The following is a 23,301-nucleotide window of genomic DNA, read 5'->3' as shown; positions in this document are numbered from 1 at the left end:
GTGCTCGCCACCGCGGCGTCGATGCCCGAATACCCCTATCGCCCGCCGCCGAAGGAGGCGATGGACCTCGCCAAGAAGGGGCAGGTGATCGTGATCGCGCCGGGCCAGTCGAACCTCGTCGGCGCGATCAAGAGCCTCGATAATTTCAACGACACCTTTCTCTACGTCATCCGTCCGGTGAACGCGCGCGTGCTGCAACAGCTCCGCGCCACGCGCGCAAGCGTCGCCGAGTATCAGCTGCTCGAGCAGAGACGGGCCGGCGTCCAGGTCGCCTTCGGCCTGATGTACGTGGCGATCGCGCTCACGCTTCTGCTCTCAGCGATCTGGATCGGCATGTGGTTCGCCAACCGTCTCGTCGCGCCCATCCGGCAGCTCATGGGGGCGGCGCAGGACATCTCCGAGGGCAATCTCGGCGTCAAGGTCGACGTCAATCCCGCCGACGGCGATCTCGCCGTGCTTGGCTCGACCTTCAACACCATGACCTCGGAGCTCAAGAGCCAGCGCGACGAGCTGGTCGACGCCAACTCGAAGCTCGACGAGCGCAGGCGCTTCATGGAGGCGGTCTTGTCGGGCGTCACCGCCGGCGTCATCGGCGTCGATGCCGACAGCACGATCAGACTGATCAACCGCTCGGCCGAGACCCTGCTCGGCGCCAAGGAGGCGAGCCTCTCCGGCAAGAAGCTGGCCGAAGCGGTGCCCGAGTTCGGGCCGCTGCTGAAGCGGGCGCAGAAGCAGGGGAAGCGCCTCGTCACCGACCAGATCACGCTCAGGCGCCACGGCTCCGAGCGCAATCTCGCCGTCCGCGTGACGAGCGAAGGCTCAGGCCAGGCGCGCCAGGGCCATGTCGTCACCTTCGACGACATGACCGAGCTCGTCAGCGCGCAACGGAGCACGGCCTGGGCCGATGTCGCGCGCCGTATCGCGCACGAGATCAAGAACCCGCTGACTCCGATCCAGCTCTCGGCCGAGCGCATCCGCCGCAAATACGGCGACTCGATCACCAAGGACCGCGAAGTGTTCGATCAGTGCACCGACACCATCATCCGCCAGGTGTCGGATATCGGCCGCATGGTCGACGAGTTCTCGGCTTTCGCCCGCATGCCGAAGCCGGTGATGGAGCTAAACGACGTGCGGGAGATCGTGCGCGAAGCCGTGTTCCTGTTCCAGGTGAGCCGTCCCGAGATCGGCTTCGAGCTCGATCTTCCCGATCAGCCGGTGACCACGCTGTCCGACCGGCGGCTGCTCACCCAGGCGGTCACCAATCTCGTCAAGAATGCGAGCGAGGCGATCGACAGCGCGGTCGAAGCCGATCCGTCGCGCGCCGGCACCGGCCACGTCGTAGCCAAGGTGCGCGCCAAAGGCGACCGGGTGCAGATCACGGTCATCGACAACGGCTGCGGCCTGCCCAAGGAGGATCGCCACCGTCTCGTCGAGCCCTATATGACCACCCGCGCCAAGGGCACGGGACTTGGGCTCGCCATCGTCCAGCGCATCACCGAGCAGCACGGCGGCACGCTCACGCTGGGGGATGCGCCGAAGCGGAATGGAAAAAGTGAAGGAGCATCGGTCCGCCTTGACCTGCCGATGACCGATCGGGAGGAGGCGCGGGGCGAGGAGGGGGGCACCGGGCAAGCGGCGGCCGCCCCCGCTCAAACCGCCAAGGCCGAGACCGCGGAGGAGGAAGAGGGAGTAAGCCATGGCGTCTGACATCCTCATCGTCGATGACGAGGCTGACATCAGGGAGCTGATCGGGGGCATTCTCGAAGACGAGGGTCACTCGACCAGGCTCGCCAAGGACAGCGACGAAACGCTGAAGCAGATCGAGGACCGGCGCCCGTCGCTCGTGATTCTCGACATCTGGCTGCAAGGCTCGAAGCTCGACGGGCTCGAGCTGCTCGATCGCATCAAAAAGTCCCATCCCGATCTCCCGGTCATCATCATCAGCGGCCACGGCAACATCGAGACGGCCGTGGCGGCCATCAAGCGCGGCGCCTACGACTATATCGAGAAGCCGTTCAAGGCCGACCGGCTCGTGCTGATCACGGCCCGCGCGCTCGAGGCCTCGCGGCTCAAACGCGAGAACCGCGAGCTGCGCGAGCGCAGCACCTATTCCTTCGAGATGATCGGCAAGTCGGTGGTCATGAATCAGCTGCGCCAGGCGATCGACAAGGTCGCCCCCACCAACAGCCGCGTCCTCATTACCGGCCCCTCCGGCTGCGGCAAGGAGCTTGCGGCGCGGGTCATGCACGCCAAGTCGGCGCGCGCCGACGGCCCGTTCGTGGTGCTGAACGCCGCTGCCATGGTTCCCGACCGCATGGAGCTCGAGCTGTTCGGCACCGAAGAGGGTTCAGGGTCGGGCCCGCGCAAGGTCGGGGCGCTCGAAGAGGCGCACGGCGGCACGCTCTATATCGACGAGGTCGCCGACATGCCGCTCGAGACCCAGGCGAAGATCCTGCGCGTCCTGGTCGAACAGCGTTTCCAGCGTCTCGGCGGCGGCCCCAAAGTGCATGTCGACGTGCGCGTTGTCTCCTCGACCAGCCACGACCTGCAGAAGGAGATGTCGGCGGGGCGGCTGCGCGAGGACCTCTATCACCGGCTGAACGTGGTGCCGATCAAGGTGCCGGGGCTTGCCGAGCGGCGCGAGGACGTGCCCGAGCTCGTCCGCTATTTTGTGCAGGCGATCTCGGTCGCCACCGGCCTTCCGCCGCGGCGCATCGGCGAGGACGCCATGGCTGTGCTGCAGTCGCACGACTGGCCCGGCAATGTGCGTCAGCTGCGCAACAATATCGAGCGGCTGTTGATCCTCGTAGGCGGCGATCCCGATTCGATCATCACCGCCGACATGCTGCCCGAAGAGATCATTTCGCCCGTGCCGCTGTCACCGAACGGGGCGGGGGGCGAGCATCTGATGTCGCTGCCCTTGCGCGACGCGCGCGAGATCTTCGAACGCGAATATCTGCTCGCCCAGGTCAACCGATTCGGCGGCAACATTTCGCGCACGGCGGAGTTTGTCGGCATGGAGCGCTCGGCGCTCCACCGGAAATTGCGGGCGCTCGGCGTGAATTCCAATGAAAGGAGCCAAGTCTTGCGCTAGCTTGGCGCGGGAAGGTCTTGCCCATCAGGCCTCTTGCTTGATTGCCTCCCAATCGCGTCTAATGCGGCAATCCGGCCGGGGCTGGGCTCGATTCCGGCACAACCGAAAGGCGTATGCGTTGACCAAAGGGACGGGGAAGCCCATGGCGACTGAGCGCACGCAGTCACTTCAAGACACCTTTCTCAATCATGTTCGCAAGAACAAGACGCCGCTGACGATCTTTTTGGTAAATGGCGTTAAATTGCAAGGGGTTGTGACCTGGTTCGACAATTTCTGCGTGCTCTTGCGGAGAGACGGGCACTCGCAGCTTGTCTACAAGCACGCCATCTCCACCATCATGCCGGGCCAGCCCATCCAGCTCGCCGAAATCTCCGAAGCGGAAGGTGCCGCTGATTAGTTGCGTCCGACCGATCCGCGAGAACTGAAGCGCAAGAAGGAGCGAATCCCCCGCGAGGCGGACCGCCCGCTCAAGGGGCGCCGCGCGAAGGCCGTCGTGCTTGCGCCGATCTTAGGCAAAAAAGGGGGCGGGCGCGGGCGCGCGGTCAAGAGCACCGAGCGGTCGCCGCAGGCCCGGCTCGACGAGGCCGTCGGGCTTGCCGCCGCCATCGATCTCGAGGTCAAGGCGAGTGGGCTTGTGCCGGTGCCCAATCCGCGGCCCGCGACTCTGTTCGGCTCGGGCAAGGTCGAGGAGCTTGCCGGCCTCATCCGCGCCGAAGACGCAGAGCTCGTCATCGTCGATCATCCCCTCACGCCAGTGCAACAGCGGAACCTCGAGACCGCTTGGAACGCGAAGGTGCTCGACCGCACCGGCCTCATCCTTGAGATCTTCGGCCAGCGCGCGCGGACGCGGGAAGGGCGCCTCCAGGTCGAGCTCGCCCACCTCAACTATCAAAGGAGCCGGCTGGTCAGGTCGTGGACGCATCTCGAGCGGCAGCGCGGCGGCTTCGGCTTTCTCGGCGGACCAGGCGAGACGCAGATCGAGACCGACCGGCGCCTGATCGGCGAGCGCATCGACGTCATTCGCAAGGAACTCGGCCAGGTGAAGCGCACACGCGACTTGCAGCGGAAATCGCGCGAGCGCGTGCCCTATCCGACTGCGGCCCTCGTCGGCTACACCAATGCCGGCAAGTCCACCCTGTTCAATGCTCTGACCGGCGCTTCGGTGCTCGCCGAGAACACGCTGTTCGCCACGCTTGACCCGACCATCCGCGCGCTCTCGCTGCCGGGCGGCTCAAAAGCCGTGCTGTCCGACACGGTGGGCTTCATTTCCGACCTGCCGACGATGCTGATTGCTGCCTTCCGCGCCACGCTCGAGGAGGTGCTCGAGGCCGATCTCATTCTCCATGTGCGCGACATCGCCAACGAAGCAAGCGCAAGCCAGCGCCAGGACGTGAATACGGTTCTCGCCGAGCTCGGCATCGAGGCCGAGGAGGAGCCCGAACGCCTGATGGAAGTGTGGAACAAGGCCGATCTGCTCGACGGCGACGGCTTGAAACGCATCGAGAAGGAAGCGAAGCGCGCCGGCGCCGTGGTCGTCTCGGCGACCACGGGTTACGGACTGAAGTCGCTCCTCGCCGAGATCGAGACGCGGCTCAATCGCGCGCGCGACACGATCGAGATCGCGGTGGGACCGGAAGAGGGGTCTCTGTCGCACTGGATCTACGAAAATTGCGAAGTGGTCGCGCGCGAGGACCTGGGCGAGGGGATGACCTCGCTCCGCATCCGTATCGCTCCGGAGAAACGCGCGCGACTGGCCCGCCTCGCCGGTCCGAAGCGTCTTCATCCTGCGTAGCTCTCTCTCTACCGTCCGCGCTTCCCACGGCGCGGTCAGGCCTTCCGCTCGGCCTCCTTCGCTTCGTCCCAGAGCCTGTCCATCTCCTCGAGCGTGGCCTCCTCGCAAGTCCGGCCTTCTTTGGCCAGCGCCTCCTCGATTCCTCTCAATCGCCGCACGAATTTCGTGTTCGCGTCGCGCAGTGCCGCCTCCGGGTCGATCTTGAGGTGGCGCGCGACATTGGCCATCACGAACAGAAGGTCGCCGAACTCCTCCCTGACTCTCGCGGCATCGTCGCGCGCGCCGATCGCCTCCTTCAGCTCGGCGATCTCCTCGTCAACCTTGTCGAGCACCGGCTTGAGCGACGGCCAATCGAACCCAACCTCGGCCGCGCGCTTTTGCAGCTTCACCGCGCGCGTCAATGCGGGGAGAGCAAGCGCCACGTCGTCGAGCCGCGCCGAAAGCATCCCGCCAGCCGCGCCGCGCCGCGCCTTCTCTTCGGCCTTGATCCGCTCCCAGAGATTTGAGGACACGAACTCATCGCGCAACGACGCATCGGCGAAGACGTGGGGGTGGCGCCGGATCATTTTGCGCGTGATGGCATCGGCCACGTCTGCGAAGTCGAAGCGCGATTCCTCCGATGCCATCTGCGCGTGATAGACGACCTGCAGCAAAAGATCGCCGAGCTCGTCCTTGAGCGCGTCCATATCATCGCGCGCAATAGCGTCGGCGACCTCGTAGGCTTCTTCGATCGTGTAGGGCGCAATGGTCGCGAAGTCCTGTTTCACGTCCCATGGACATCCGTTCTCGGGATCGCGCAGGCGCGCCATGACCGCGATAAGATCGTCGAGCGAGTACCGCTTCTCCGAGGCCTTGTCAGCCATGGCAGGGCTCCAACCCCAAGCGCGGCGAGACGGGGCCGCCGTGTTCGGATTTACCTTTTCCATCAGAGGGATAGACCATGCGGGCCGATTCGCCGGCCCGATGCGAGATTCGCATAAGGTATATTATGGAAAATTTATGCCGGGGTGGATTTGCGGCGCCGGACACGCTCAGCGCCGTTCGTAGTGATCGCTGATCAGCCGGTCGAGCAAACGCACGCCGAAGCCCGATCCCCAGCTCCGGTTGATCTCGCTGTCGACCGACGACATGGCCGTGCCGGCGATGTCGAGATGCGCCCACGGTGTTCCGTTCTTGATGAAGCGCTGGAGGAATTGCGCGGCCGAGATCGAGCCACCCCACTTTCCGCCCGTGTTCTTCACGTCGGCGACCTTCGAGTCGATCATCTTGTCGTATTTCGGCCCGAGCGGAAGCCGCCACAACCTCTCGCCCGTGGCGGTGCCGGCTTCGGTCAGCCACGCGGCGAGCTCGTCGTTGTTGCTGAAGAGCCCCGCATGCTCTTTGCCGAGCGCCACCATCACCGCCCCGGTGAGCGTGGCGAGATTGATCACGGCTTTCGGCTTGAAGCGCTCCTGCGCGTACCACAGGCAATCGGCGAGCACCATGCGGCCCTCGGCGTCGGTATTGAGCACTTCGATCGTCTGTCCCGACATCGAGGTCACGACATCGCCGGGACGCTGCGCGCTTCCGCTCGGCATGTTCTCGACGAGACCGATGATGCCGATCGCGTTCACCTTGGCCTTGCGCTCGGCAAGCGCCCGCATCACGCCGACCACGCAGGCTGCGCCCGCCATGTCGCCCTTCATGTCCTCCATGCCCGCGGCTGGCTTGAGCGAAATGCCGCCGGTATCGAAGGTGACGCCCTTGCCGACAAGAGCGATCGGCGCACCGCCCTTCGGCCCGGGGCCCTTCCACTGCATCACCACGACGTGGCTCGGGCGGTCGCTGCCCTGCCCGACGGCGAGCAGCGCATTCATGCCGAGCTTCTGAAGCGTTTTGGGCGCGAGCACCTCAACCTGCACGCCCGACTTGGCGAGCTCCTTTGCCCGCGCGGCGAACTCGGCCGGCCCGAGGACATTGGCCGGCTCGTTGACGAGATCGCGCGCAAGCGTGACCCCGTCGAAAATGGCGCGCGCCGAGGCGAAAGCCTTGGTCACCGCCTTCGGGTCGTCGCAATGGATGACGATTTTCTTCAGTGTACGGTCGTTTGCGTCGGCGCCCTCGCCGTTTTTCTTCTTCCCCTTGGTCTTGTACTTGCTGAACTTGTAGCCGCGCAGCAGCGCTCCGAGCGCAAACATCGCGGCGTCGCCGGCGGCGACCTTGCCGTCGGCAGTCTCGAGGAAGATATGCACCGCGGGCGCTTCCTTGCCCGCAAGCAACCCCCTCACGCTGCCGCCGAGATTGAGCCAGTCCTCTTGCGTGAATGAAGCGGGTTTGTTGGTCCCGGCGAGAATGACGCGCGCAAATTTCAGTCCTTGCGGCGCGACGAGATCGACCGCCTGATCCTTCTTGCCCTTGAAGCCCGTGATCTCGGCCGCCTTGGCGAGCAACCCCTTCGATTTCTTGTCGAGGTCTTGAGCGCTCGGAGTAAGGCTCGGCCCCTCCCCGGCAAACACGACGGCCACGCCGTCTGCGGGTGCGCTTTTTGCGGCAAAGGACAACGCAGTCTGATCGCTCACGGGCTAGCTCCTTTGGGCCTCCCCGACCTCACTTTTCGAGCAAATCGACCGTAGGCACGCACGCGCTCGAAATTGGAGCCGGCGCGCTCACTGGTGCAGTTCTGCAACAGCGGCGGGGAATATTGGTGACCTAGGTAAATGTTGCGCGACATGAAAGCAAGCCGTTCAAAAACGCCGAAATTCCGCCACGTTGCGCTGATGGGAATGCTATCCGGCGGCGGTTGATTGGCATTTTCCCAAGAAGCATCAATAGCCTATGGGCCGAACGCCGACGGGGGACTGCGCAAGGCTATGACGACGCTCTTCGGCCGATACATGTTTCGGCAGGCGGCGAACGCGTTCCTCGTCATCCTGCTCACGCTGACGTCAGTCGTCTGGCTGGCTACAGTATTGAAAGAATTGAACTTAATCACATCGCAAGGCCAGGGCATCGTCCTCTTTCTGCAGATGACGATCCTGAGCCTGCCGAGCCTCATCGCCCTCATCGCGCCGAACGCCGTGCTGATGGCCAGCCTCTACACGCTCGACCGCATGAATGGCGACAGCGAGCTGATCGTCATGACGGCGGCCGGCGCGCCCGTGTGGCGAATCGGCGCGCCGCTCATCGTTCTGGCCGCGATGGTCAGCGTCGGCATTCTCGTCATCAACCTCTTCGTCACGCCCGCGAGCTTGCGCGAACTGCGCACCTTCATCACCCAGGTCCGGGCCGACCTGATCTCGCAAGTCCTTCAGCCGGGCCGATTTTCGAGCCCTGAGAACGGGCTTACCTTCCATATCCGCGACCGCGCGCCGAGCGGCGAGCTGCTCGGCCTCCTGGTCCACGACGAGCGCGACCCCAAGCAGGTGATGAGCTATCTCGCCGAGCGCGGGCGCATCATCAACAACGACGACGGCTCCTACCTCGTGATGTTCGACGGTTATGTTCAGCGCCTCGACGCCGAAAACGCGGATAAAGGAGTCCAGATCGTAGCATTCGACCAGAATATGCTTGATCTTTCTGAATTCGCACCAAAAGAAGCGACCGACAAGGAGTATAGGCCTCGCGAACAATATCTTGGCGACCTGATAAACTTCGGTCCAGATAGCAAATACTACGCGGCCTACGCGGGTCACGTCCGCTCGGAATTGCACGAACGTCTATCGACGCCTCTCTACCCATTGGTGTTTATCTTCGTGGTGATTGCGCTTCTGGCACACGCGCGCACTACGCGCGAGAGCCGGTGGGGCCAGATCGTCACGGCGTTCGGCATCGCCGTCGGCTTGAGGGTTGCAGGGATCACCGCCAACAACCTCGTCACGTTGAATGCATGGGCCACACCCCTTGTGTATCTTATTCCGGTGGGGGCGATTCTAATTGCGGCCTATTTGGCGCACGTTAGAATGTCTCCGGAATTGCGGTCCAAGCTGAGCTTCGAGCTTCGTTTGAAGCCAAAAAACATAATGATTTGGGCCGGTAGAGGGATGCGAACGACGTGAGAGCGCAGATGCCAGGCATCAGTGCAGGCTGGACGCTTGCGCGCTATTTTTCGGTGCGCTTCTTCCTCGCCATGATGGCGATGTTCCTGATCTGTTGCGTGCTGATCTTCTTCGTCGATTTCATCGAGATGCTGCGCCGGGCCGGCAACTACGCGGGCGATATTTCCGGCTTTCTCCTCGCCTGGATCACGCTGCTGCGCCTCCCCTCCTTCTCCGAACTCACCCTGCCCTTCGCCGTGCTCATCGGCAGCATCGGCATCTTCCTCATGTTGAGCCGCACCTCGGAACTTGTCGTGCTGCGTGCGGCGGGGATTTCGGTGTGGCAATTCACCTTGCCGGCGATGATCGTTGCCTTCCTGCTCGGCATCGCCTTCGTGCTCGTCTACAACCCGATTGCCGCGGCGGCCCGCGGCGAGGCCGAACGGCTCTATGGCCTCGCCTTCGGCAAGGATCAGTCGATTCTCACCTCGAGCAGAAATTCGGGCGCCTGGCTTCGCGAGGACGGCGCCGACGGGCCGACCGTGCTTCACGCCGCCGATATTCTCAATCAGGGCCTCGAATTGAATGGCGTCACCGCCTTCCAATACGACCGCGACCACGGCCTGACCGAGCGGATCGAGGCGAGAAAGGCGACGCTCAAGGACGGCCGCTGGGAGCTCGACGACGCTTGGGTCAGCGCCGTCGGTCAGGAACCTGAGTTCTACAAGCATTACCTCATCAGCACCTATCTCACGCCGACGCAGGTGCGCGACAGCCTGGGCACGGTGTTCTCGATTTCGATCTGGGACTTGCCGAACTTCATCGAGATTGCCGAGCGCGCCGGGCTGCCGGCGACGCAATACCGCGTGCAGTATCAGCTTCTTCTGTCGCGGCCCTTCCTGCTCGTGACCATGGTGCTGATCGCCGCCACCTGCTCGCTGAAAGGCTTCCGCTTCGGCAACGTTCAGATCAACGCCATCATCGGGCTCTCGGCCGGCTTTATCTTCTTCGTGTGCTCGGAGATATCGCGCAATTTTGCCATGGCAGGACTCACCTCGGCGGCGGCGGCCGCCTGGGTTCCGGTGATCGTCGCGGCATCGCTCGCGCTCACCGTGCTCTTGTACAAAGAGGACGGCTGATGCTTCTGACGGGGGACAGGGAACAGAGATCGCGCCGGGCCCTGCCCGGCCTCGCCGCGTCTAAAGGGCGGTCGGCGAGTGCTCTGCTGCGCGCCCTGTGCCGCGCGATTTGCGCCTCGATTCTTGCTTTCGCGCTGACCGTGCCCCTGGCCAAAGCGGCTTTTGCCGCCTCGTCGTCGGGCTTCAAGTCAGGCGTCGACAGCAACGCGGCCGTCGCGCAGCGCAAAGAGCTCGCCAAAACCTTTCAGGCGCCGAAGATCAAATCGAGCGAGCCGATGCTGCTGCAGGCCGACCAGATGGTCTACGACAACGACAACGGCAAAATCACCGCCAAGGGCAACGTCGAGCTCTATTACGGCGATTATACCCTTCTGTCCGACAGCCTCGTTTATGACCGCAACGCAAATACGCTGACGGCGATCGGCAATGTGCGCATCAAGGATCCCGAGGGGGCGGTGATCACCGCCGACCACATCACGCTTACCGACGATTTCCGCGACGGTTTCCTCGACGCCCTGCAGCTCGTCACCAAGGACGATACGCGCATCGTCGCCCAGTCGGCCTCGCGCGAGGCCGGGAACGTCACCGTGTTTCAGAAGGGCTGGTTCACGCCTTGCAAGATCTGCGAAGAGAATCCCAGCAAGCCGCCGACCTGGCGCATCCGAGCCGGGAAGATTGTTCATCGGCGCGACCAGGCCCTCCTCACGTTCAACAACGTGTGGTTCGATTTCTTCGGCGTGCCGATGGTGTACGTCCCCTGGTTCCAGATGGCGGACCCGACGGTGAAGCGGAAGTCCGGCTTCCTCATTCCGTCCTACTCGCACGACACCCAGCTCGGTAACACGGTTACCGTTCCGTACTATTTCGCGCTGTCCGATCACTACGACTTCACGTTCACGCCGATGTACACCGAGAATGCCGGCACGCTCCTTGTCGGCGACTGGCGCCAGCGCATGGCGAGCGGCGCTTTCCGGGTCCAGCTCGAAGGCGTTTGGGATCAGGGCTTCACCGACTCACCCGCCAAGGGAGACTTCCGCGGCGGCATCGACACGCAAGGAAAGTTCGCGCTCAATCCCTATTGGAGCTGGGGATGGGACATCATCGCCGCGACCGACGATACCTTCAGGCGGTTCTACAATCTCGACAGCAAGATCAAGACCGATCGCGTCGATCAGGTTTTCCTCGAGGGTCTGCACGACCGCAACTATCTGTCGACGCGCTTCTATAGCACCGACAGCTTGCTGTTCACCGACGAGCCGTTCTCCGATGCGACGGTGTATCCGATCATCGACTACGACTACATCCTCAAAAACCCGATCATCGGCGGCGAGCTCAGCTTCAACTCGAACGTCATGGCGTTCTCCAACAAGGACAACGTCAACTCGGATCGTTTGATCAGCGAGGCGAATTGGCGGCGTCAGATGATCGATGGCATCGGCCAGGTCTACACGCCGTTCTTCCAGTTGCGCGGTGACCTCTACAACGTCAGCGGGGTTTCCAATAACAGCTTGGTCGGCACCGAAGATATCGTCACCCGGGATCCCGACAACGGATTCGTCGCTCGAGGCAATGCCGTCGCGGGCTTCGAGTATCGCTATCCCTTTGTCGCGACCACGGGCCCGGTTACGCATGTGATCGAGCCCATCGGCCAGATTATCGCGCGGCCGAACTCGGTCGGTAATCAGCAAGACATCCCGAACGAGGACGCCCTCAGCCTCGTGTTCGACGACACGCTGCTGTTCGACATCGACAAATTCTCGGGCTACGACCGGGTCGAGACCGGCACTCGCGCCAATGTCGGATTCCGCTATACCGCGGAATTGGCGTCGGGCGCCTACGCTCGCGCCGTGTTCGGCCAGAGCTACCAGATTGCCGGGCAGAACTCGTACGATACCCCGTTCTACAGCACGAGCGGCTTAGCCACGGCCGATTCCGACTTTGTCGGCGGCCTATACGTGCAGGCCTCGTCCTATATCGGCGTCTCGGCTCAGTCGCGCTTCGACCACGACACGTTCGACATCAAGCGCACCGATCTCGGCACCACGGCGAATTACGGCCCGGTCCAAGCCAGCGTGAATTATGCCGACGTCACCGCGGAGCCCGGCCTTGCTGCCAACCAGCCGCGTCAGGAGATTCTTGCGGGCGGGACCCTCGCCCTGACGACCGATTGGTCGCTGCTCGGGAACCTCCGATACGACCTTGAGACGGATCAGACCATCACCGATGGCCTCGGCCTGCGCTACCAAAACGACTGTTTCTTGCTGGACGTCATCTACCAGCGGTCTTTCGTCAACGATCAGGACATCAAGCCTGATGAGCGCTTCTTGGTGAATTTCATGCTCAAGTATATCGGCTCTTACGCGCTCACGACGAGCGCCGACTTCCTGGGCACGGAGTCAGCCGACACATTCGGACCATAAGCGCCCGGCACCATGTCATGACCACGCGGTTCGAAAGGATTGGGAGCATCATGCCTAACGAACAGGACAACGGCGCGCGCAAAGCACTCCGCTCCTGCTCGCGCGCTCTGTGGCTTATTCCTCTGATTGCCGCCCTCGTCGTTCTGATCGCACTGCCGGGCCCCGACCGTGCCACCGCCCAGGAGGTATCGATCAAGGTGCTCGTCAACGACGACCCGATCTCCGACTACGACATCGATCAGCGCGAGCGCTTCCTTGCCCTCACCACGCAGGAGCAGCCCTCCCCCGATCTGAAAAAGAAGGCCACCGACATGCTCATCGACGAGCGCCTGCAGATGCAGGAGGCGCGGAAGTCGGGCATCACGCCCGACGACGACGACCTGAACCGCATCCTCAATGACATGGCGCAGAGGAACAATCTCTCCGTCGATGGGCTGGCCACCGCGCTCGGCAAGGGCGGCGTGAACATCAAGACGCTTAAGGATCGCATCCGCGCCCAGCTCGCTTGGCAGGGCGTTGTGCGGCAGAAATTCCGTCACGATATCAATGTGGGCGACGCCGACGTCGACAAGGCCCTCGCCGAGGCGGGCACAAACGGTGGCCAGGAAGGCGGAACCGCGACTTCAGCGTTGCAGTTGAAGCAGGTGAAGTTCGAACTGCCGGCGAATGCTGACGACAAGACCATCGCTTCGCGGCTTGCCGCGGCCGAGGCCCTGCGCGCGCGCTTCGACAACTGCGCCAACGTCAACGATCTCGCCAAGGGGGTAGAGGGCGCGAGCGTCAAGACGCTGACCGACCAGCAGCCGACCTCGCTGGCTCAACCCGCCCGCCTTCTCGTCATGAGCGCCAAGGTCGGCCAGATGACACCCCCGACCCTGGTGCAGTCGGCCGTCGAGGTTTACGCGGTCTGCGGCAAGCGCACGGTAGTCGGCGACAGCAAGCTCCGCGAAGAGACCGAGCGCAAGCTGATGAATCAGGAAATGATGATCCGCGCCGAACGGCTTTTGCGTGATTTGCGCCAGGACGCGTTCATCGAATATCGCTAGAGCAGGCATTTCGTGCTAGCCGAACCGGCATGGCACATGCCGAACGACCGCTCGCTCTGACCATGGGCGATCCCGCTGGGATCGGCCCAGACATCACGCTCTCGGCTTGGCTTGCGCAAGCCCACGAGCCGATTCCGCCCTTCGTTCTGATCGGTGATCCCGCCGTGTTGGCGGCGCGCGCCGAGCTGTTAGGGCTGAAGGTGCCGGTCGCGCAGGTCGGCGAGGCGGAGGCGGCCGAAGCGCGTTTCGCCGAGGAGCTTCCGGTGCTGCCGATTGCGGTCGCCGGCGATGTCGTGCCAGGACAGCCCGACCCGACCACGGCCGCCGCCGTGCAACGGTCGATCGAGGAGGCCGTCCGCCTCGTCAGAGGCGGCGAGGCCCGCGCCGTGGTCACCAATCCGGTCAGCAAGGCCCTGCTCTACCGTGGCGGCTTCGGCTTTCCGGGTCACACCGAATATCTCGCCGCGCTTGCCGGCGCCGACGGCAAGGCCCCCCATCCGGTGATGATGCTCGCCTCCCGCTCGTTGCGCGTCGTCCCCGTCACCATCCACATTCCCTTGAAAGAAGTGGTCCCTGCGCTAAGCCGGGATCTCGTTCTCTCGACCATCGAGATCACCGCCAAGGACCTCGGCCGCTACTTTGGTATCGCCCAGCCGGTGCTTGCGGTAAGCGGGCTCAACCCTCATGCCGGAGAGGACGGAAATTTGGGCCGCGAGGAGATCGACATCATCGCCCCGGCGATCGAGGCGGCGCGCACAAAAGGGATCGATGTCAGCGGACCCCATCCCGCCGACACCATGTTCCATGCGGCGGCGCGCGCGGCCTACGACGCCGCGATTTGCATGTATCACGACCAGGCCCTCATTCCCCTGAAGGCGCTCGCCTTCGACGAAGGCGTCAACGTCACGCTCGGTCTTCCCTTCATCCGCACCTCGCCGGATCACGGCACGGCGTTCGCCCTCGCCGGCACCGGAAGGGCGAGCCCCCGCAGCCTGATCGAGGCGCTCAAGCTTGCCGATGCCATGAGTCGCATGGCAGAGGACCGCTCTTGAGCACGCCCGACGGATTGCCCCCGCTTCGCGAGGTAATCCGGGCAGCGGGGCTCACCGCCAAGAAGAGTCTCGGCCAGAACTTCCTGCTCGACTTCAATCTCACGCGACGCATCGCCCGCGCCGCCGGCCCGCTCGAGGGCGTGACAGTGGTCGAGATCGGCCCCGGTCCCGGCGGCCTCACCCGCGCGCTTCTGCTCGAAGGCGCCGCCCGCGTCGTCGCCATCGAAAAGGACGAGCGCTGCCTCGCGGCGCTTCAGGCGGTTGCCGCGCTCTATCCCGGGCGGCTCGATATCGTCGCCGCCGACGCCCGGGGAGTGGACTATCGAACGCTCCATCTCCCCTCGCCCGCGCGCATCGTCGCCAATCTGCCCTACAGCGTCGGCACGCCGCTTCTGATCTCCTGGCTCAAGACAACGCCCTGGCCGCCCTGGTTCGACCGGCTCGTGCTGATGTTCCAGCGCGAGGTGGCGGAGCGCATCGTAGCCCTGCCGCGCACCAAGGATTACGGGCGGCTTGGCGTGCTGGCACAATGGCGCACAAACCCGCGCATTTTGTTCAATGTGCCTGCCGAGGCCTTCACCCCGCAGCCCAAAGTCGATTCCGCGGTGGTCGAGTTCGTGCCGAAGGCAAAGCCCGAGCCGCGGTGCGAGGTCGAGCAATTGGAGAGGGTTACTGGCGCTGCCTTCGGCCAGAGGCGCAAGATGCTGCGTTCCTCTCTCCGCCAAATCACTCAAGACAGCGAAGCATTGCTCGTTCGCCTCGGCATCCCGCCGACCGCCCGCGCCGAGGAACTCGATGTCGCCCAATTCTGCCGCATCGCCGGCGCACTCGCGGCTAAAGCGTAGCGAGCAGCGTTTGCACGAAGCCCTTGAGGCCCGAAAGCCGCGTGCGCCTAAGGCGCTCGGCGGCGAGGATCGCGCGCACCGACGCCACCGACTGATCGATGTCGGTGTTGACCACGACGTAGTCGTACTCCTCCCAATGCTGGATCTCGTTGCTCGCGCCGCGCATCCGGCGTTTCACCACGTCGTCGGAATCTTCCGCCCGCGTCCGCAGACGCTGTTCGAGCGCCGCCGCCGACGGCGGCAGAATGAACACGGCGACCACGTCGTCCTTGGCCGACTCGCGCAGCTTGCGGGCGCCCTGCCAATCGACGTCGAACAGGACGTCGCGCCCGGCGGCAAGGGCCTCCTCGACCGGTTTCCGCGTCGTGCCGTAGTAATTATCGAACACCACCGCCCATTCGAGAAACGCATCCTGATCGCGCAGCCGGGTGAATGTCTCGCGGTCGACGAAGTGATAGTCCTTCCCGTCCTTCTCGCCTTTGCGCTTGGGACGCGTGGTGTGCGAGATTGAGAGTTCGATGCCGGGGTCCTCGAGCAGGCGCGAGGCAATCGTGGTCTTGCCCGCCCCCGAGGGCGAGGACAGCACCAGCATGATTCCCCGTCTGGCGATCGCCTTGCTCATGCGTCACTCGATGTTCTGGACCTGCTCGCGCAGCTGATCGATCACAGTCTTGAGCTCGAGCCCAGCCCGGCTGATCTCAATGTCCGAGGCCTTGGAGCACAACGTGTTCGCCTCGCGATTGAATTCCTGCGCCAGGAACTCGAATTTCCGCCCGACCGGCTGATCGCTTGCGATCAGCTCGTTGGCCGCGGCGATATGCGCGCGCAAACGGTCGAGCTCCTCCTGAATGTCGGCCTTGGCAGCCAGAATTAGCGCCTCCTGATGGAGCCGGTCGGGATCGAGCACCGAGGTGCTTTCGGTGAGACGGGCGATCTGTTCCATGAGCCGCGCGGCAATCGCTTCGGGCTGCCGGGCAGAAGCGTTGGCCGCGCGTTCGACGAGCACGCCGATCATCGCGAGCTGTTTCGCGATCACCTGCTCGAGCCTCTGCCCTTCGCTCGCTCGCGCCGCGACGAGCTGATCGAGAGCGCGCGCAAGCCCCGCGATCAGCGCATGGTGAAGCGCCGCTTCCGCCTCCTCGCTCTCTTCCGGTTCGGCCGCCTCGACCACGCCGCGCATCGCAAGCAGCGTGTCGAGCCGCGGCGCCTTGAGCTTCGTCAGGCGTTGCGCCCGCTCGGCCACCTCTTGCGCCTGAAGGAGTGCCGCTTCGTTCAAACGAATTTCGGTCTGCTTCCCCTCGCGCTTCACGGCAAGATTGACGGTGCAATTGCCGCGCGAGAGCTTCTCCTGGCAGAGGCCGCGCGCCCTGATCTCAAGCGCCTCGAAGCCGACCGGCAGCCGCAAACGGATGTCGAGATTGCGGCCGTTGACGCTGCGCGCCTCCCACGACCAGCTCGTGTCCCCGTGCACGCCCTCGGCGCGGGCAAAGCCGGTCATGCTCTTAAGCGTCATGGTGTCTTCCAGCCTTACCAAAATGGGGGGCCTTCTCGGCCGCTGTTATAGCCGAGTCGGGAGGGGTTTCGGACCGCAAGCTACGCCTAGCGCTTAGGATTGCGCAGCGGCTTCGGCACCGCCCCGCCGCCCGCGGCCGCCCCCGCCGGAACGGCGCCCGGATCGACCAGGGCGCCCGGATCGGCGAAGGTGCCCGGCATGTCATCGGCGGTGCTGGCTGATCCTGTCGCGTCGGGAACAAGAGTGGGGGCTCCTGCGCCGTTCACGGGAGGCAAGGAGCCGGCAGCTTCGCCCTGCCCGGCCGCGGCTGCGGCGGCCTGCTGGGCTGCGGCCTCCGCGGCCTCCTTGGCTCTGATCTCACGCTCGATCTTCCGCCACTTCACTACGTTCTTGTTGTGCTCCTCGAGCGATGCCGCGAACACATGGCCGCCGCTGCCGTCGGCGACAAAATAGAGGTCTTTCGTCTTGGCAGGCTTCAGCACCGCCTCGATCGAAGCGCGGCCCGGACAAGCGATCGGCGTTGGCGGCAAGCCATTGATTTTATAGGTATTATAGGGGGTGTCGCGATCGAGCTCGTCTTGCTGGATGGGATGGTCGAGCACGCCCTTGCCGCCCACCAGCCCGTAGATGATGGTGGGATCCGACTGCAGGCGCATGTTCTTGCGCAGGCGGTTGAGGAACACGCTCGCGATGTGCGGACGCTCGTCGGCGCGTCCCGTTTCTTTCTCCACGATCGAAGCGAGCACGAGCGCTTCCTCGGGCGTGCTGACCGTGAGGTCGGCGTCCCTCTCCTCCCAGACCTTGGCGAGGAACTTGGCCTGAGCGGCGCGCATTCGGTCGATGATGTCCTGCCGCGTGTCATCGCGGCCGAATTTGTAGGTATCGGGCAGCAGGCTCCCTTCGGGGGGAATTTCGGTGATATCGCCGTGGAGATCGGGATTGGCCTTGAGCTTGTCGACGATCTGCTGCGTGGTCAGCCCTTCGGCGAACGTCACCTTATGCTCGATAGACCTGCCCTGGACGAGAACGTCGAGAACGTCGCGCATTGTCGCGTTCTTCGGGAACTCGTACTCGCCGGCCTTCACGCTCCCCGTCCCCCTGATATATTTGAAATAGAGGATGCTGGTCATGAAGATCGGCCGATCGTCGATCACGCCCTCGCGTTCGAGCCGTTCGGCCATGGCGCTGACACCCTCTCCCCGCGGCACCGCGAACACGATCGAGGTGGCAAGCGGGCCCGGCTTGTCGAACTGCACCTTGACGAAGACGTAAAGACCGAGCGCCAGACAAGCCAAGACGAAGACGAAGCTTACGAGCCCGTCGAGCATGTTGAGGAAGGGGTGATCGCGCTCTTCCGTTTCCTCGCGTTCAGGCAGCGGCGGCGGACGCATCGGCTCGAGCGTCTCGGCGGGGCTGCGGGGTGCGCGTGATCCTGGCGGCGGTCCCCCCGGCGCTGTCGCGCCGGCTCCGTCAGAAGTGTCGTTGGCCGTCGGCGGAAAATCCTTGGTCAATGACATGGTTGACACGCCCCGCGCGCAAGAAGCCTCAACCAAGTTAAGTCGAAATATGGCGAAAGGGAGGTTCGGCGCCTCATGCCGGGCCGCTCAAGAGACGTAGCGGCGCATGATCAGCGAGGCATTCGTCCCGCCGAATCCGAAGGAATTTGACAGCACCGTGTCGATGGTTCTCCGCCGCGCCTGATGCGGCACGAGATCGATTGCGGTTGCAACCGATGGGTTATCGAGATTGAGCGTCGGCGGCGCGACATTGTCGCGGATGGCGAGGACCGAGAAGATGGCTTCGACCGCGCCGGCCGCCCCGAGCAGGTGCCCGATCGCGGATTTGGTCGACGACATCGACACCTTGCCCGCAGCATTGCCGAACAGCCGCTCGACCGCGGCAAGTTCGATCTCGTCGCCCATCGGGGTCGAGGTTCCATGCGCGTTGATATAGTCGATATCGGCCGGCTCGATGCCGGCCCGCTTCACCGCCGCCGCCATACAGCGATAGGCGCCGTCGCCGTCCTCGGCCGGCGCCGTGATGTGGAAGGCGTCACCCGAAAGTCCGTAGCCGATGATCTCGGCATAGATGCGCGCGCCCCTCGCCTTGGCATGCTCGAGCTCCTCGACCACCACCATGCCGGCGCCCTCGCCCATGACGAAACCGTCGCGATCGCGATCGTAAGGCCGCGAAGCTCGCTCGGGCTGATCGTTGAAATTGGTGGAGAGCGCGCGGCATGCGGCGAAGCCTGCAATCGCGAGCCGGCACACCGGCGACTCGGTTCCTCCCGCGAGCATTACATCGGCGTCGCCGAGCGCAACGAGGCGGGACGCATCGCCGATGGCGTGCGATCCCGTCGAACAGGCGGTGACCACCGCGTGGTTCGGGCCCTTGAGCCCATGCTCGATCGAGACATAGCCGGCGGCGAGGTTGATGAGCCGCCCCGGAATGAAAAACGGGCTCACCCGGCGCGGTCCCTTCTCGGCAAAGAGAAGGGATGTCTTTTCGATGCCCTGCAAGCCCCCGATGCCCGAGCCGATCAACACGCCGGTGCGGATCTGGTCCTCGTAAGCAGTGGGCTTCCAGCCCGCGTCGTCGAGCGCCTGCTTGGCGGCGCCCATGGCATAGATAATGAAGTCGTCGACCTTGCGCTGCTCCTTGGGCTCCATCCAGTCGTTCGGATTGAACGTGCCGTCAGAGCCGTCCCCGTACGGGACTTGGCAGGCAATTTGGCAAGACAGGTCCGAGACGTCGAAACTCTCGATGCGGCGGGCCGCATTCTGCCCTTTGATCAGGCGATCCCACGCGATCTCGTAGCCGCAACCGAGCGGCGACACGAGACCCAAGCCTGTAATGACGACACGTCGCATCGCGCTATTGCCGTGATCCTCGCGGAAACTGCTGGCGAGCCGTTAAGGGCTTCGTTTGTCACGACATGGGACGGCCACCGGCCGTCCGGGGCGAAGTCGCGTCAAGCGGCAGTATTCTTCTCCAAAAACTTGATGGCGTCGCCGACGGTCAGGATGGTCTCAGCCGCATCGTCGGGGATCTCACAGCCGAACTCCTCCTCGAAGGCCATGACCAGCTCGACGGTGTCGAGGCTGTCGGCTCCGAGGTCGTCGATGAAGCTCGCATTCTCGGTGACTTTGTCGGCCTCGACCCCGAGATGCTCCACCACGATCTTCTTCACGCGCTCCGCGATATCACTCATTTCCGCCTCGCCGTCCCTTACTTTCAGTCCTCAGGCCTCGCACGACCCCCCGAGCTGCGGCCTAACGCACCCCCGAGCGGCAAATTTTCATGACGGTTGATCGCGGTGGGATTGTCTTTTGTCAAGCCCCCACCCAAGCGGCCGCTTGGGTACCATATTTTACAAGACTTTGCCAGAAGCCGAGCACCGGGAAAACCGCCCGGGGGCGCCGGTTCGGGCATGGCCTTGCCCCGCCCTACACCATCACCATCCCGCCGTTGATATGCATTGTCTCGCCCGTGATATAGCCGGCCTCGTCGCTGGCAAGGAAGACCACCGCCGCCGCCACATCTTCGGGCTTCCCGAATTTCTGGGCTGGGATCGCCGCGGCAATAGCCTCGACTTGCTTTTCCGTCAAGGCGTCGGTCATGGGGGTGGAGATGAACCCCGGCGCGATGCAATTGGCGGTGATGCCGCGGGCCGACACCTCGCGGGCGAGCGACTTGGTCATGCCGACGAGCCCGGCCTTCGACGCCGCATAGTTCGGCTGCCCGGGATTGCCGAGCACGCCGGAGATCGAGGCGATGTTGACGATGCGGCCGGACCGGCGACGCATCATGTTGCGCAGGATCGTGCGGGTCAGCACGAACACCGAGGTAAGGTTGACGGCGATCACCTCGTCCCACTCCTCGTCCTTCATGCGCATGAACAGGTTGTCATGGGTGATGCCGGCGTTGTTGACCAGGATATCGACCTTGCCGAGGGCCTTCTCGGCATCCTCTCCGAGTTTGGCCACCGCCGCGCGGTCGCGCAGGTCGCACGGAAGCACGAACACCCGGTCTCCGAGCTCGGCGGCGAGCGCGTCGAGCTTCTCCCTGTTGGTGCCGGAGATCGCCACCGCCGCGCCTTGCGCATGCAGCGCCTTGGCGATCGCCTTGCCGATCCCGCCCGAAGCGCCGGTGACGAGCGCGCCCTTGCCCGTAAGGTCGAACATCGAAGTCTCCTTTCCTAGGTCGTGAGCGCCGCGGCCACGGCCTCGAGTTCGTCCGGCGTGCCTACGCTCCGCGCCTCTATTCCCTCGAAGCGCCGCGCAATCCCCGTGAGCACCCGGCCGGCGCCGATCTCATAGACGGACGTTGCGCCGTTCGTCTTGAGGAAACTCATCGTCTCGCGCCAGCGCACCATGCCGGTCACCTGCTCGACGAGACGCGCCCTGATCTCCTCGGGGTCGGAAATCGGGCTCGCCAGCACGTTGGCCACGAGCGGCACCGCCGGCGCCTTGATCGCGACGGCGCGCAACGCATCCCGCATCACGTCGGCCGCGGGCTGCATCAGCGCGCAATGGAACGGGGCGCTCACCGGCAACGGCACCGCTCGGCGCGCGCCGAACTTGGGTGCAAGCGCAATCGCACGCTCGATCGCCTCCTTGGTGCCCGAGATCACCACCTGCCCGGGCGCATTGTCGTTGGCGGCCTGGCACACGTCCCCTTGCGCCGCCTCCTTGGCGAGCGCCTCGGCTTGAGCGAGATCGGCGCCAAGCAGCGCCGCCATGGCGCCCTGCCCGACCGGAACGGCCTCCTGCATGGCGCGACCGCGTGTCTTGAGCAGGCGCGCCGCATCGGACAAGCTGAGCGCGCCTGCGGCCGCGAGCGCCGAATATTCGCCGAGCGAGTGGCCGGCGACATAGGCGACGCGATCCTTAAGCTTCAGGCCTTTCGCCTCCGTCAGCACCCTGATCGCAGCGAGCGACACCGCCATCAGAGCGGGTTGCGCATTCTCGGTGAGGGTGAGCGTCTGCTCCGGCCCTTCCCACATGAGCCCCGACAAATTCTGGCCGAGCGCCGCATCGACCTCGTCGAAGACGGCGCGCGCTTCGGCGTAGGCCTTGGCGAGATCGGCGCCCATGCCGACGGCCTGGCTGCCTTGGCCGGGAAAGATGAAAGCGATGCTCATTCCGAGAGTTTTGAAATCGGTGGTGGAAAGTCGGGCCAAAGACACCGTTTCAATCTTTTCTGTCAAGCCGAGCGGATTTCGCCCCCTGCGCCCGACCGCGCGGAAAAGTCACGCCTCTTGCAAACGGCGCGTGCTAGAAGTCGTTCCGCATGATGGGGTCTAAGACCCCCGGACGCCTCGACGTGCTTAAGGGAGTAACGCCATGAACCGCGCAAAGCTTATCGGCGCGCTTGCCGCAACCGCCGCGCTCACCGCAAGCCTGCCGCTCCTCGCCGAGCCGCTGCCCTGGCCGTGGAAAAGCAAAACACCCGCAGACCCCGCCCTCGTCAACCTTACCAGCGTCGAGGATGTGAAAGTCGCCATCAGCAAGTCCGAGCCGCCGCTGGTTGCCATCACGGTATCGGCTTCGGCCCCGACCCCGAATTTCACCGAGCTTCAACTCGCCCCGCGCATGGGCGATCCGAACGACGAGATCTTCGCCTTCGATGCCAAGGGCCGGCCGCCCCAGGATTTCACCACCCAGGTGATTACGCCGGTGACCTTCACCGCCGAATATACCGGCGCGCCCCTCGATAAGATCGGCGTTATCGAGATCCACAGTCTCTCGAACTGCAAGGCGTTCTCGGTCAAGGAGCAGAAGGTGGTCGAATGCACCTCGCAATCGGTGCCGCAACAATAGGCTGAGGCATAAAAGGCGCGCGGATTGCCTTGAAATGCTCGCGCAAAGCCTTATAAAGCCGCCACCAGCAACCGCTCCGGTCGGAGGCTGAACGGAGGACCGCGCCATCGTTCGGCGCGGCAGGCTCTAAGGAGCCGGCCTCCCGTGTCTCCGCTCTCAAGGGTCTCTTGGGCCTTTCCTTCTGAAGCGCCCATGCGAGGCTTAGCGCCGGAGCCAAAGACGAAGGAAAGGCAAGCCATGCCGCTTTACGAGCATGTATTCCTGGCACGCCAGGACATCTCGCCCCAACAGGTCGAGGCCCTCGTTCAGGGCTTTCGCACGCTCATCGAGGAGCAGGGCGGGAAAGTCGGCAAGACCGAATACTGGGGACTGAAGTCCCTCGCCTACAAGATCAAGAAAAACCGGAAGGCGCATTACGAGCTGATGAACATCGACGCGCCGCCGGCGGCGGTCGCCGAGCTCGAACGCCAGATGCGGCTTTCGCCCGACATCATCCGTTTCCTCACCGTGCGCGTCGACGAGCACGAGACCGGTCCGTCGCCGATGATGCGCCGCTCGGACCGCG

21 protein-coding genes are annotated in these 23,301 nt (G+C 64.2%); 12 read left to right on the top strand and 9 right to left on the bottom strand.

What is annotated here, in order from left to right:
• The 4 genes from VFB18_RS01540 to hflX all read left to right on the top strand — a co-directional run.
• Nucleotides 1–1,707, top strand: a 1,707-nt coding sequence (locus VFB18_RS01540; RefSeq protein WP_324970514.1) for a PAS domain-containing sensor histidine kinase, incomplete at its 5' end; no start/stop codon positions are given.
• A complete protein-coding gene (locus tag VFB18_RS01535) occupies nt 1,697–3,094 on the top strand; it encodes a sigma-54 dependent transcriptional regulator (protein ID WP_324970513.1) in 1,398 nt (465 codons plus the stop codon). The genes VFB18_RS01540 and VFB18_RS01535, both read left to right, overlap by 11 nt.
• 142 nt (nt 3,095–3,236) lie before the next feature.
• Nucleotides 3,237–3,491: an RNA chaperone Hfq gene (hfq, locus tag VFB18_RS01530; protein WP_324970512.1), complete on the top strand. Its 255-nt coding sequence runs from the start codon at nt 3,237–3,239 to the stop codon at nt 3,489–3,491.
• Nucleotides 3,492–4,886 (top strand): GTPase HflX, encoded by a 1,395-nt coding sequence (gene hflX, locus VFB18_RS01525; protein WP_324970511.1) that lies wholly within the window; start codon nt 3,492–3,494, stop codon nt 4,884–4,886. It abuts the gene before it with no gap.
• 35 nt (nt 4,887–4,921) lie between these two features.
• On the opposite strand, the gene mazG is transcribed toward hflX, so the two are convergent.
• Both mazG and VFB18_RS01515 read right to left on the bottom strand, forming a co-directional pair.
• Entirely contained in the window at nt 4,922–5,749 is an 828-nt protein-coding gene (gene mazG, locus VFB18_RS01520; RefSeq protein ID WP_324970510.1) for a nucleoside triphosphate pyrophosphohydrolase, read from the bottom strand.
• Between the two features lie 168 nt (nt 5,750–5,917).
• Nucleotides 5,918–7,444, bottom strand: a complete 1,527-nt coding sequence (locus tag VFB18_RS01515) for a leucyl aminopeptidase (protein ID WP_324970509.1) — start codon at nt 7,442–7,444, stop codon at nt 5,918–5,920.
• 291 nt (nt 7,445–7,735) lie between these two features.
• Between VFB18_RS01515 and lptF the strand changes: the two genes are divergently transcribed.
• From lptF to rsmA, 6 genes are read left to right on the top strand one after another with little or no spacing between them, the layout of a single operon-like run.
• The gene (lptF, locus tag VFB18_RS01510; RefSeq protein ID WP_324970508.1) at nt 7,736–8,920 is read left to right on the top strand and encodes an LPS export ABC transporter permease LptF; all 1,185 of its coding nucleotides are present in this window, start codon (nt 7,736–7,738) and stop codon (nt 8,918–8,920) included.
• 8 nt (nt 8,921–8,928) lie between these two features.
• Nucleotides 8,929–10,038 (top strand): LPS export ABC transporter permease LptG, encoded by a 1,110-nt coding sequence (gene lptG, locus VFB18_RS01505; RefSeq protein ID WP_324970507.1) that lies wholly within the window; start codon nt 8,929–8,931, stop codon nt 10,036–10,038.
• Nucleotides 10,038–12,458 (top strand): LPS-assembly protein LptD, encoded by a 2,421-nt coding sequence (locus VFB18_RS01500; RefSeq protein WP_324970506.1) that lies wholly within the window; start codon nt 10,038–10,040, stop codon nt 12,456–12,458. Before lptG ends, VFB18_RS01500 begins: the two co-directional genes overlap by 1 nt.
• Before the next feature lie 50 nt (nt 12,459–12,508).
• Complete coding sequence (locus VFB18_RS01495) at nt 12,509–13,504, top strand: SurA N-terminal domain-containing protein (protein WP_324970505.1); 996 nt, start codon at nt 12,509–12,511, stop codon at nt 13,502–13,504.
• A 29-nt stretch (nt 13,505–13,533) separates the two neighbouring features.
• Nucleotides 13,534–14,556, top strand: a complete 1,023-nt coding sequence (gene pdxA / locus VFB18_RS01490) for a 4-hydroxythreonine-4-phosphate dehydrogenase PdxA (RefSeq protein ID WP_324970504.1) — start codon at nt 13,534–13,536, stop codon at nt 14,554–14,556.
• On the top strand, nt 14,553–15,401 hold the full coding sequence (gene rsmA, locus VFB18_RS01485) for a 16S rRNA (adenine(1518)-N(6)/adenine(1519)-N(6))-dimethyltransferase RsmA (protein WP_324970503.1): 849 nt from the start codon (nt 14,553–14,555) through the stop codon (nt 15,399–15,401). The genes pdxA and rsmA overlap by 4 nt, the downstream gene beginning before the upstream one ends.
• Here rsmA and gmk read toward each other — a convergent pair.
• From gmk to fabD, 7 genes are all read right to left on the bottom strand, one after another.
• A complete protein-coding gene (gene gmk, locus VFB18_RS01480; RefSeq protein ID WP_324970502.1) occupies nt 15,391–16,023 on the bottom strand; it encodes a guanylate kinase in 633 nt (210 codons plus the stop codon). The genes rsmA and gmk overlap by 11 nt on opposite strands.
• A gap of 3 nt (nt 16,024–16,026) precedes the next feature.
• Nucleotides 16,027–16,914: a YicC/YloC family endoribonuclease gene (locus tag VFB18_RS01475; protein WP_324970501.1), complete on the bottom strand. Its 888-nt coding sequence runs from the start codon at nt 16,912–16,914 to the stop codon at nt 16,027–16,029.
• An 86-nt stretch (nt 16,915–17,000) separates the two neighbouring features.
• Nucleotides 17,001–18,431 carry an endolytic transglycosylase MltG gene (mltG, locus tag VFB18_RS01470; RefSeq protein ID WP_324970500.1) on the bottom strand — a complete coding sequence of 477 codons (1,431 nt, stop codon included), beginning with the start codon at nt 18,429–18,431 and terminating at the stop codon, nt 17,001–17,003.
• An 87-nt stretch (nt 18,432–18,518) separates the two neighbouring features.
• Nucleotides 18,519–19,784 carry a beta-ketoacyl-ACP synthase II gene (gene fabF, locus VFB18_RS01465; RefSeq protein ID WP_324970499.1) on the bottom strand — a complete coding sequence of 422 codons (1,266 nt, stop codon included), beginning with the start codon at nt 19,782–19,784 and terminating at the stop codon, nt 18,519–18,521.
• 101 nt (nt 19,785–19,885) lie between these two features.
• A complete protein-coding gene (locus tag VFB18_RS01460; protein WP_324970498.1) occupies nt 19,886–20,125 on the bottom strand; it encodes an acyl carrier protein in 240 nt (79 codons plus the stop codon).
• 235 nt (nt 20,126–20,360) lie between these two features.
• Nucleotides 20,361–21,098: a 3-oxoacyl-[acyl-carrier-protein] reductase gene (gene fabG / locus VFB18_RS01455; RefSeq protein WP_324970497.1), complete on the bottom strand. Its 738-nt coding sequence runs from the start codon at nt 21,096–21,098 to the stop codon at nt 20,361–20,363.
• Between the two features lie 14 nt (nt 21,099–21,112).
• Nucleotides 21,113–22,057 (bottom strand): ACP S-malonyltransferase, encoded by a 945-nt coding sequence (gene fabD / locus VFB18_RS01450; RefSeq protein WP_324970496.1) that lies wholly within the window; start codon nt 22,055–22,057, stop codon nt 21,113–21,115.
• Nucleotides 22,058–22,259: 202 nt separating this feature from the next.
• On the opposite strand from fabD, the gene VFB18_RS01445 reads away from it, so the two are divergent.
• Together VFB18_RS01445 and rpsF are read left to right on the top strand one after the other, a co-directional pair.
• Nucleotides 22,260–22,736 carry a hypothetical protein gene (locus tag VFB18_RS01445; protein ID WP_324970495.1) on the top strand — a complete coding sequence of 159 codons (477 nt, stop codon included), beginning with the start codon at nt 22,260–22,262 and terminating at the stop codon, nt 22,734–22,736.
• A gap of 237 nt (nt 22,737–22,973) precedes the next feature.
• The coding region (gene rpsF, locus VFB18_RS01440) for a 30S ribosomal protein S6 (RefSeq protein WP_324970494.1) at nt 22,974–23,301 on the top strand (328 nt) is incomplete at its 3' end.

It is taken from the genome of Methyloceanibacter sp. (assembly GCF_035650995.1).
Taxonomy (GTDB): domain Bacteria; phylum Pseudomonadota; class Alphaproteobacteria; order Rhizobiales; family Methyloligellaceae; genus Methyloceanibacter.
This window is presented reverse-complemented; position numbering and strand designations above follow the sequence as displayed.

Coding starts and splice junctions, on each gene's coding strand:
- lptF (WP_324970508.1), top strand. CDS start 7,736: ATGACGACGCTCTTCGGCCGATACATGTTTCGGCAGGCGGCGAACGCG.
- VFB18_RS01535 (WP_324970513.1), top strand. CDS start 1,697: ATGGCGTCTGACATCCTCATCGTCGATGACGAGGCTGACATCAGGGAG.
- mazG (WP_324970510.1), bottom strand. CDS start 5,749: ATGGCTGACAAGGCCTCGGAGAAGCGGTACTCGCTCGACGATCTTATC.
- VFB18_RS01475 (WP_324970501.1), bottom strand. CDS start 16,914: ATGACGCTTAAGAGCATGACCGGCTTTGCCCGCGCCGAGGGCGTGCAC.
- VFB18_RS01500 (WP_324970506.1), top strand. CDS start 10,038: ATGCTTCTGACGGGGGACAGGGAACAGAGATCGCGCCGGGCCCTGCCC.
- VFB18_RS01495 (WP_324970505.1), top strand. CDS start 12,509: ATGCCTAACGAACAGGACAACGGCGCGCGCAAAGCACTCCGCTCCTGC.
- lptG (WP_324970507.1), top strand. CDS start 8,929: ATGCCAGGCATCAGTGCAGGCTGGACGCTTGCGCGCTATTTTTCGGTG.
- mltG (WP_324970500.1), bottom strand. CDS start 18,431: ATGTCATTGACCAAGGATTTTCCGCCGACGGCCAACGACACTTCTGAC.
- gmk (WP_324970502.1), bottom strand. CDS start 16,023: ATGAGCAAGGCGATCGCCAGACGGGGAATCATGCTGGTGCTGTCCTCG.
- VFB18_RS01445 (WP_324970495.1), top strand. CDS start 22,260: ATGAACCGCGCAAAGCTTATCGGCGCGCTTGCCGCAACCGCCGCGCTC.
- fabD (WP_324970496.1), bottom strand. CDS start 22,057: ATGAGCATCGCTTTCATCTTTCCCGGCCAAGGCAGCCAGGCCGTCGGC.
- fabG (WP_324970497.1), bottom strand. CDS start 21,098: ATGTTCGACCTTACGGGCAAGGGCGCGCTCGTCACCGGCGCTTCGGGC.
- hfq (WP_324970512.1), top strand. CDS start 3,237: ATGGCGACTGAGCGCACGCAGTCACTTCAAGACACCTTTCTCAATCAT.
- pdxA (WP_324970504.1), top strand. CDS start 13,534: ATGGCACATGCCGAACGACCGCTCGCTCTGACCATGGGCGATCCCGCT.
- fabF (WP_324970499.1), bottom strand. CDS start 19,784: ATGCGACGTGTCGTCATTACAGGCTTGGGTCTCGTGTCGCCGCTCGGT.
- VFB18_RS01460 (WP_324970498.1), bottom strand. CDS start 20,125: ATGAGTGATATCGCGGAGCGCGTGAAGAAGATCGTGGTGGAGCATCTC.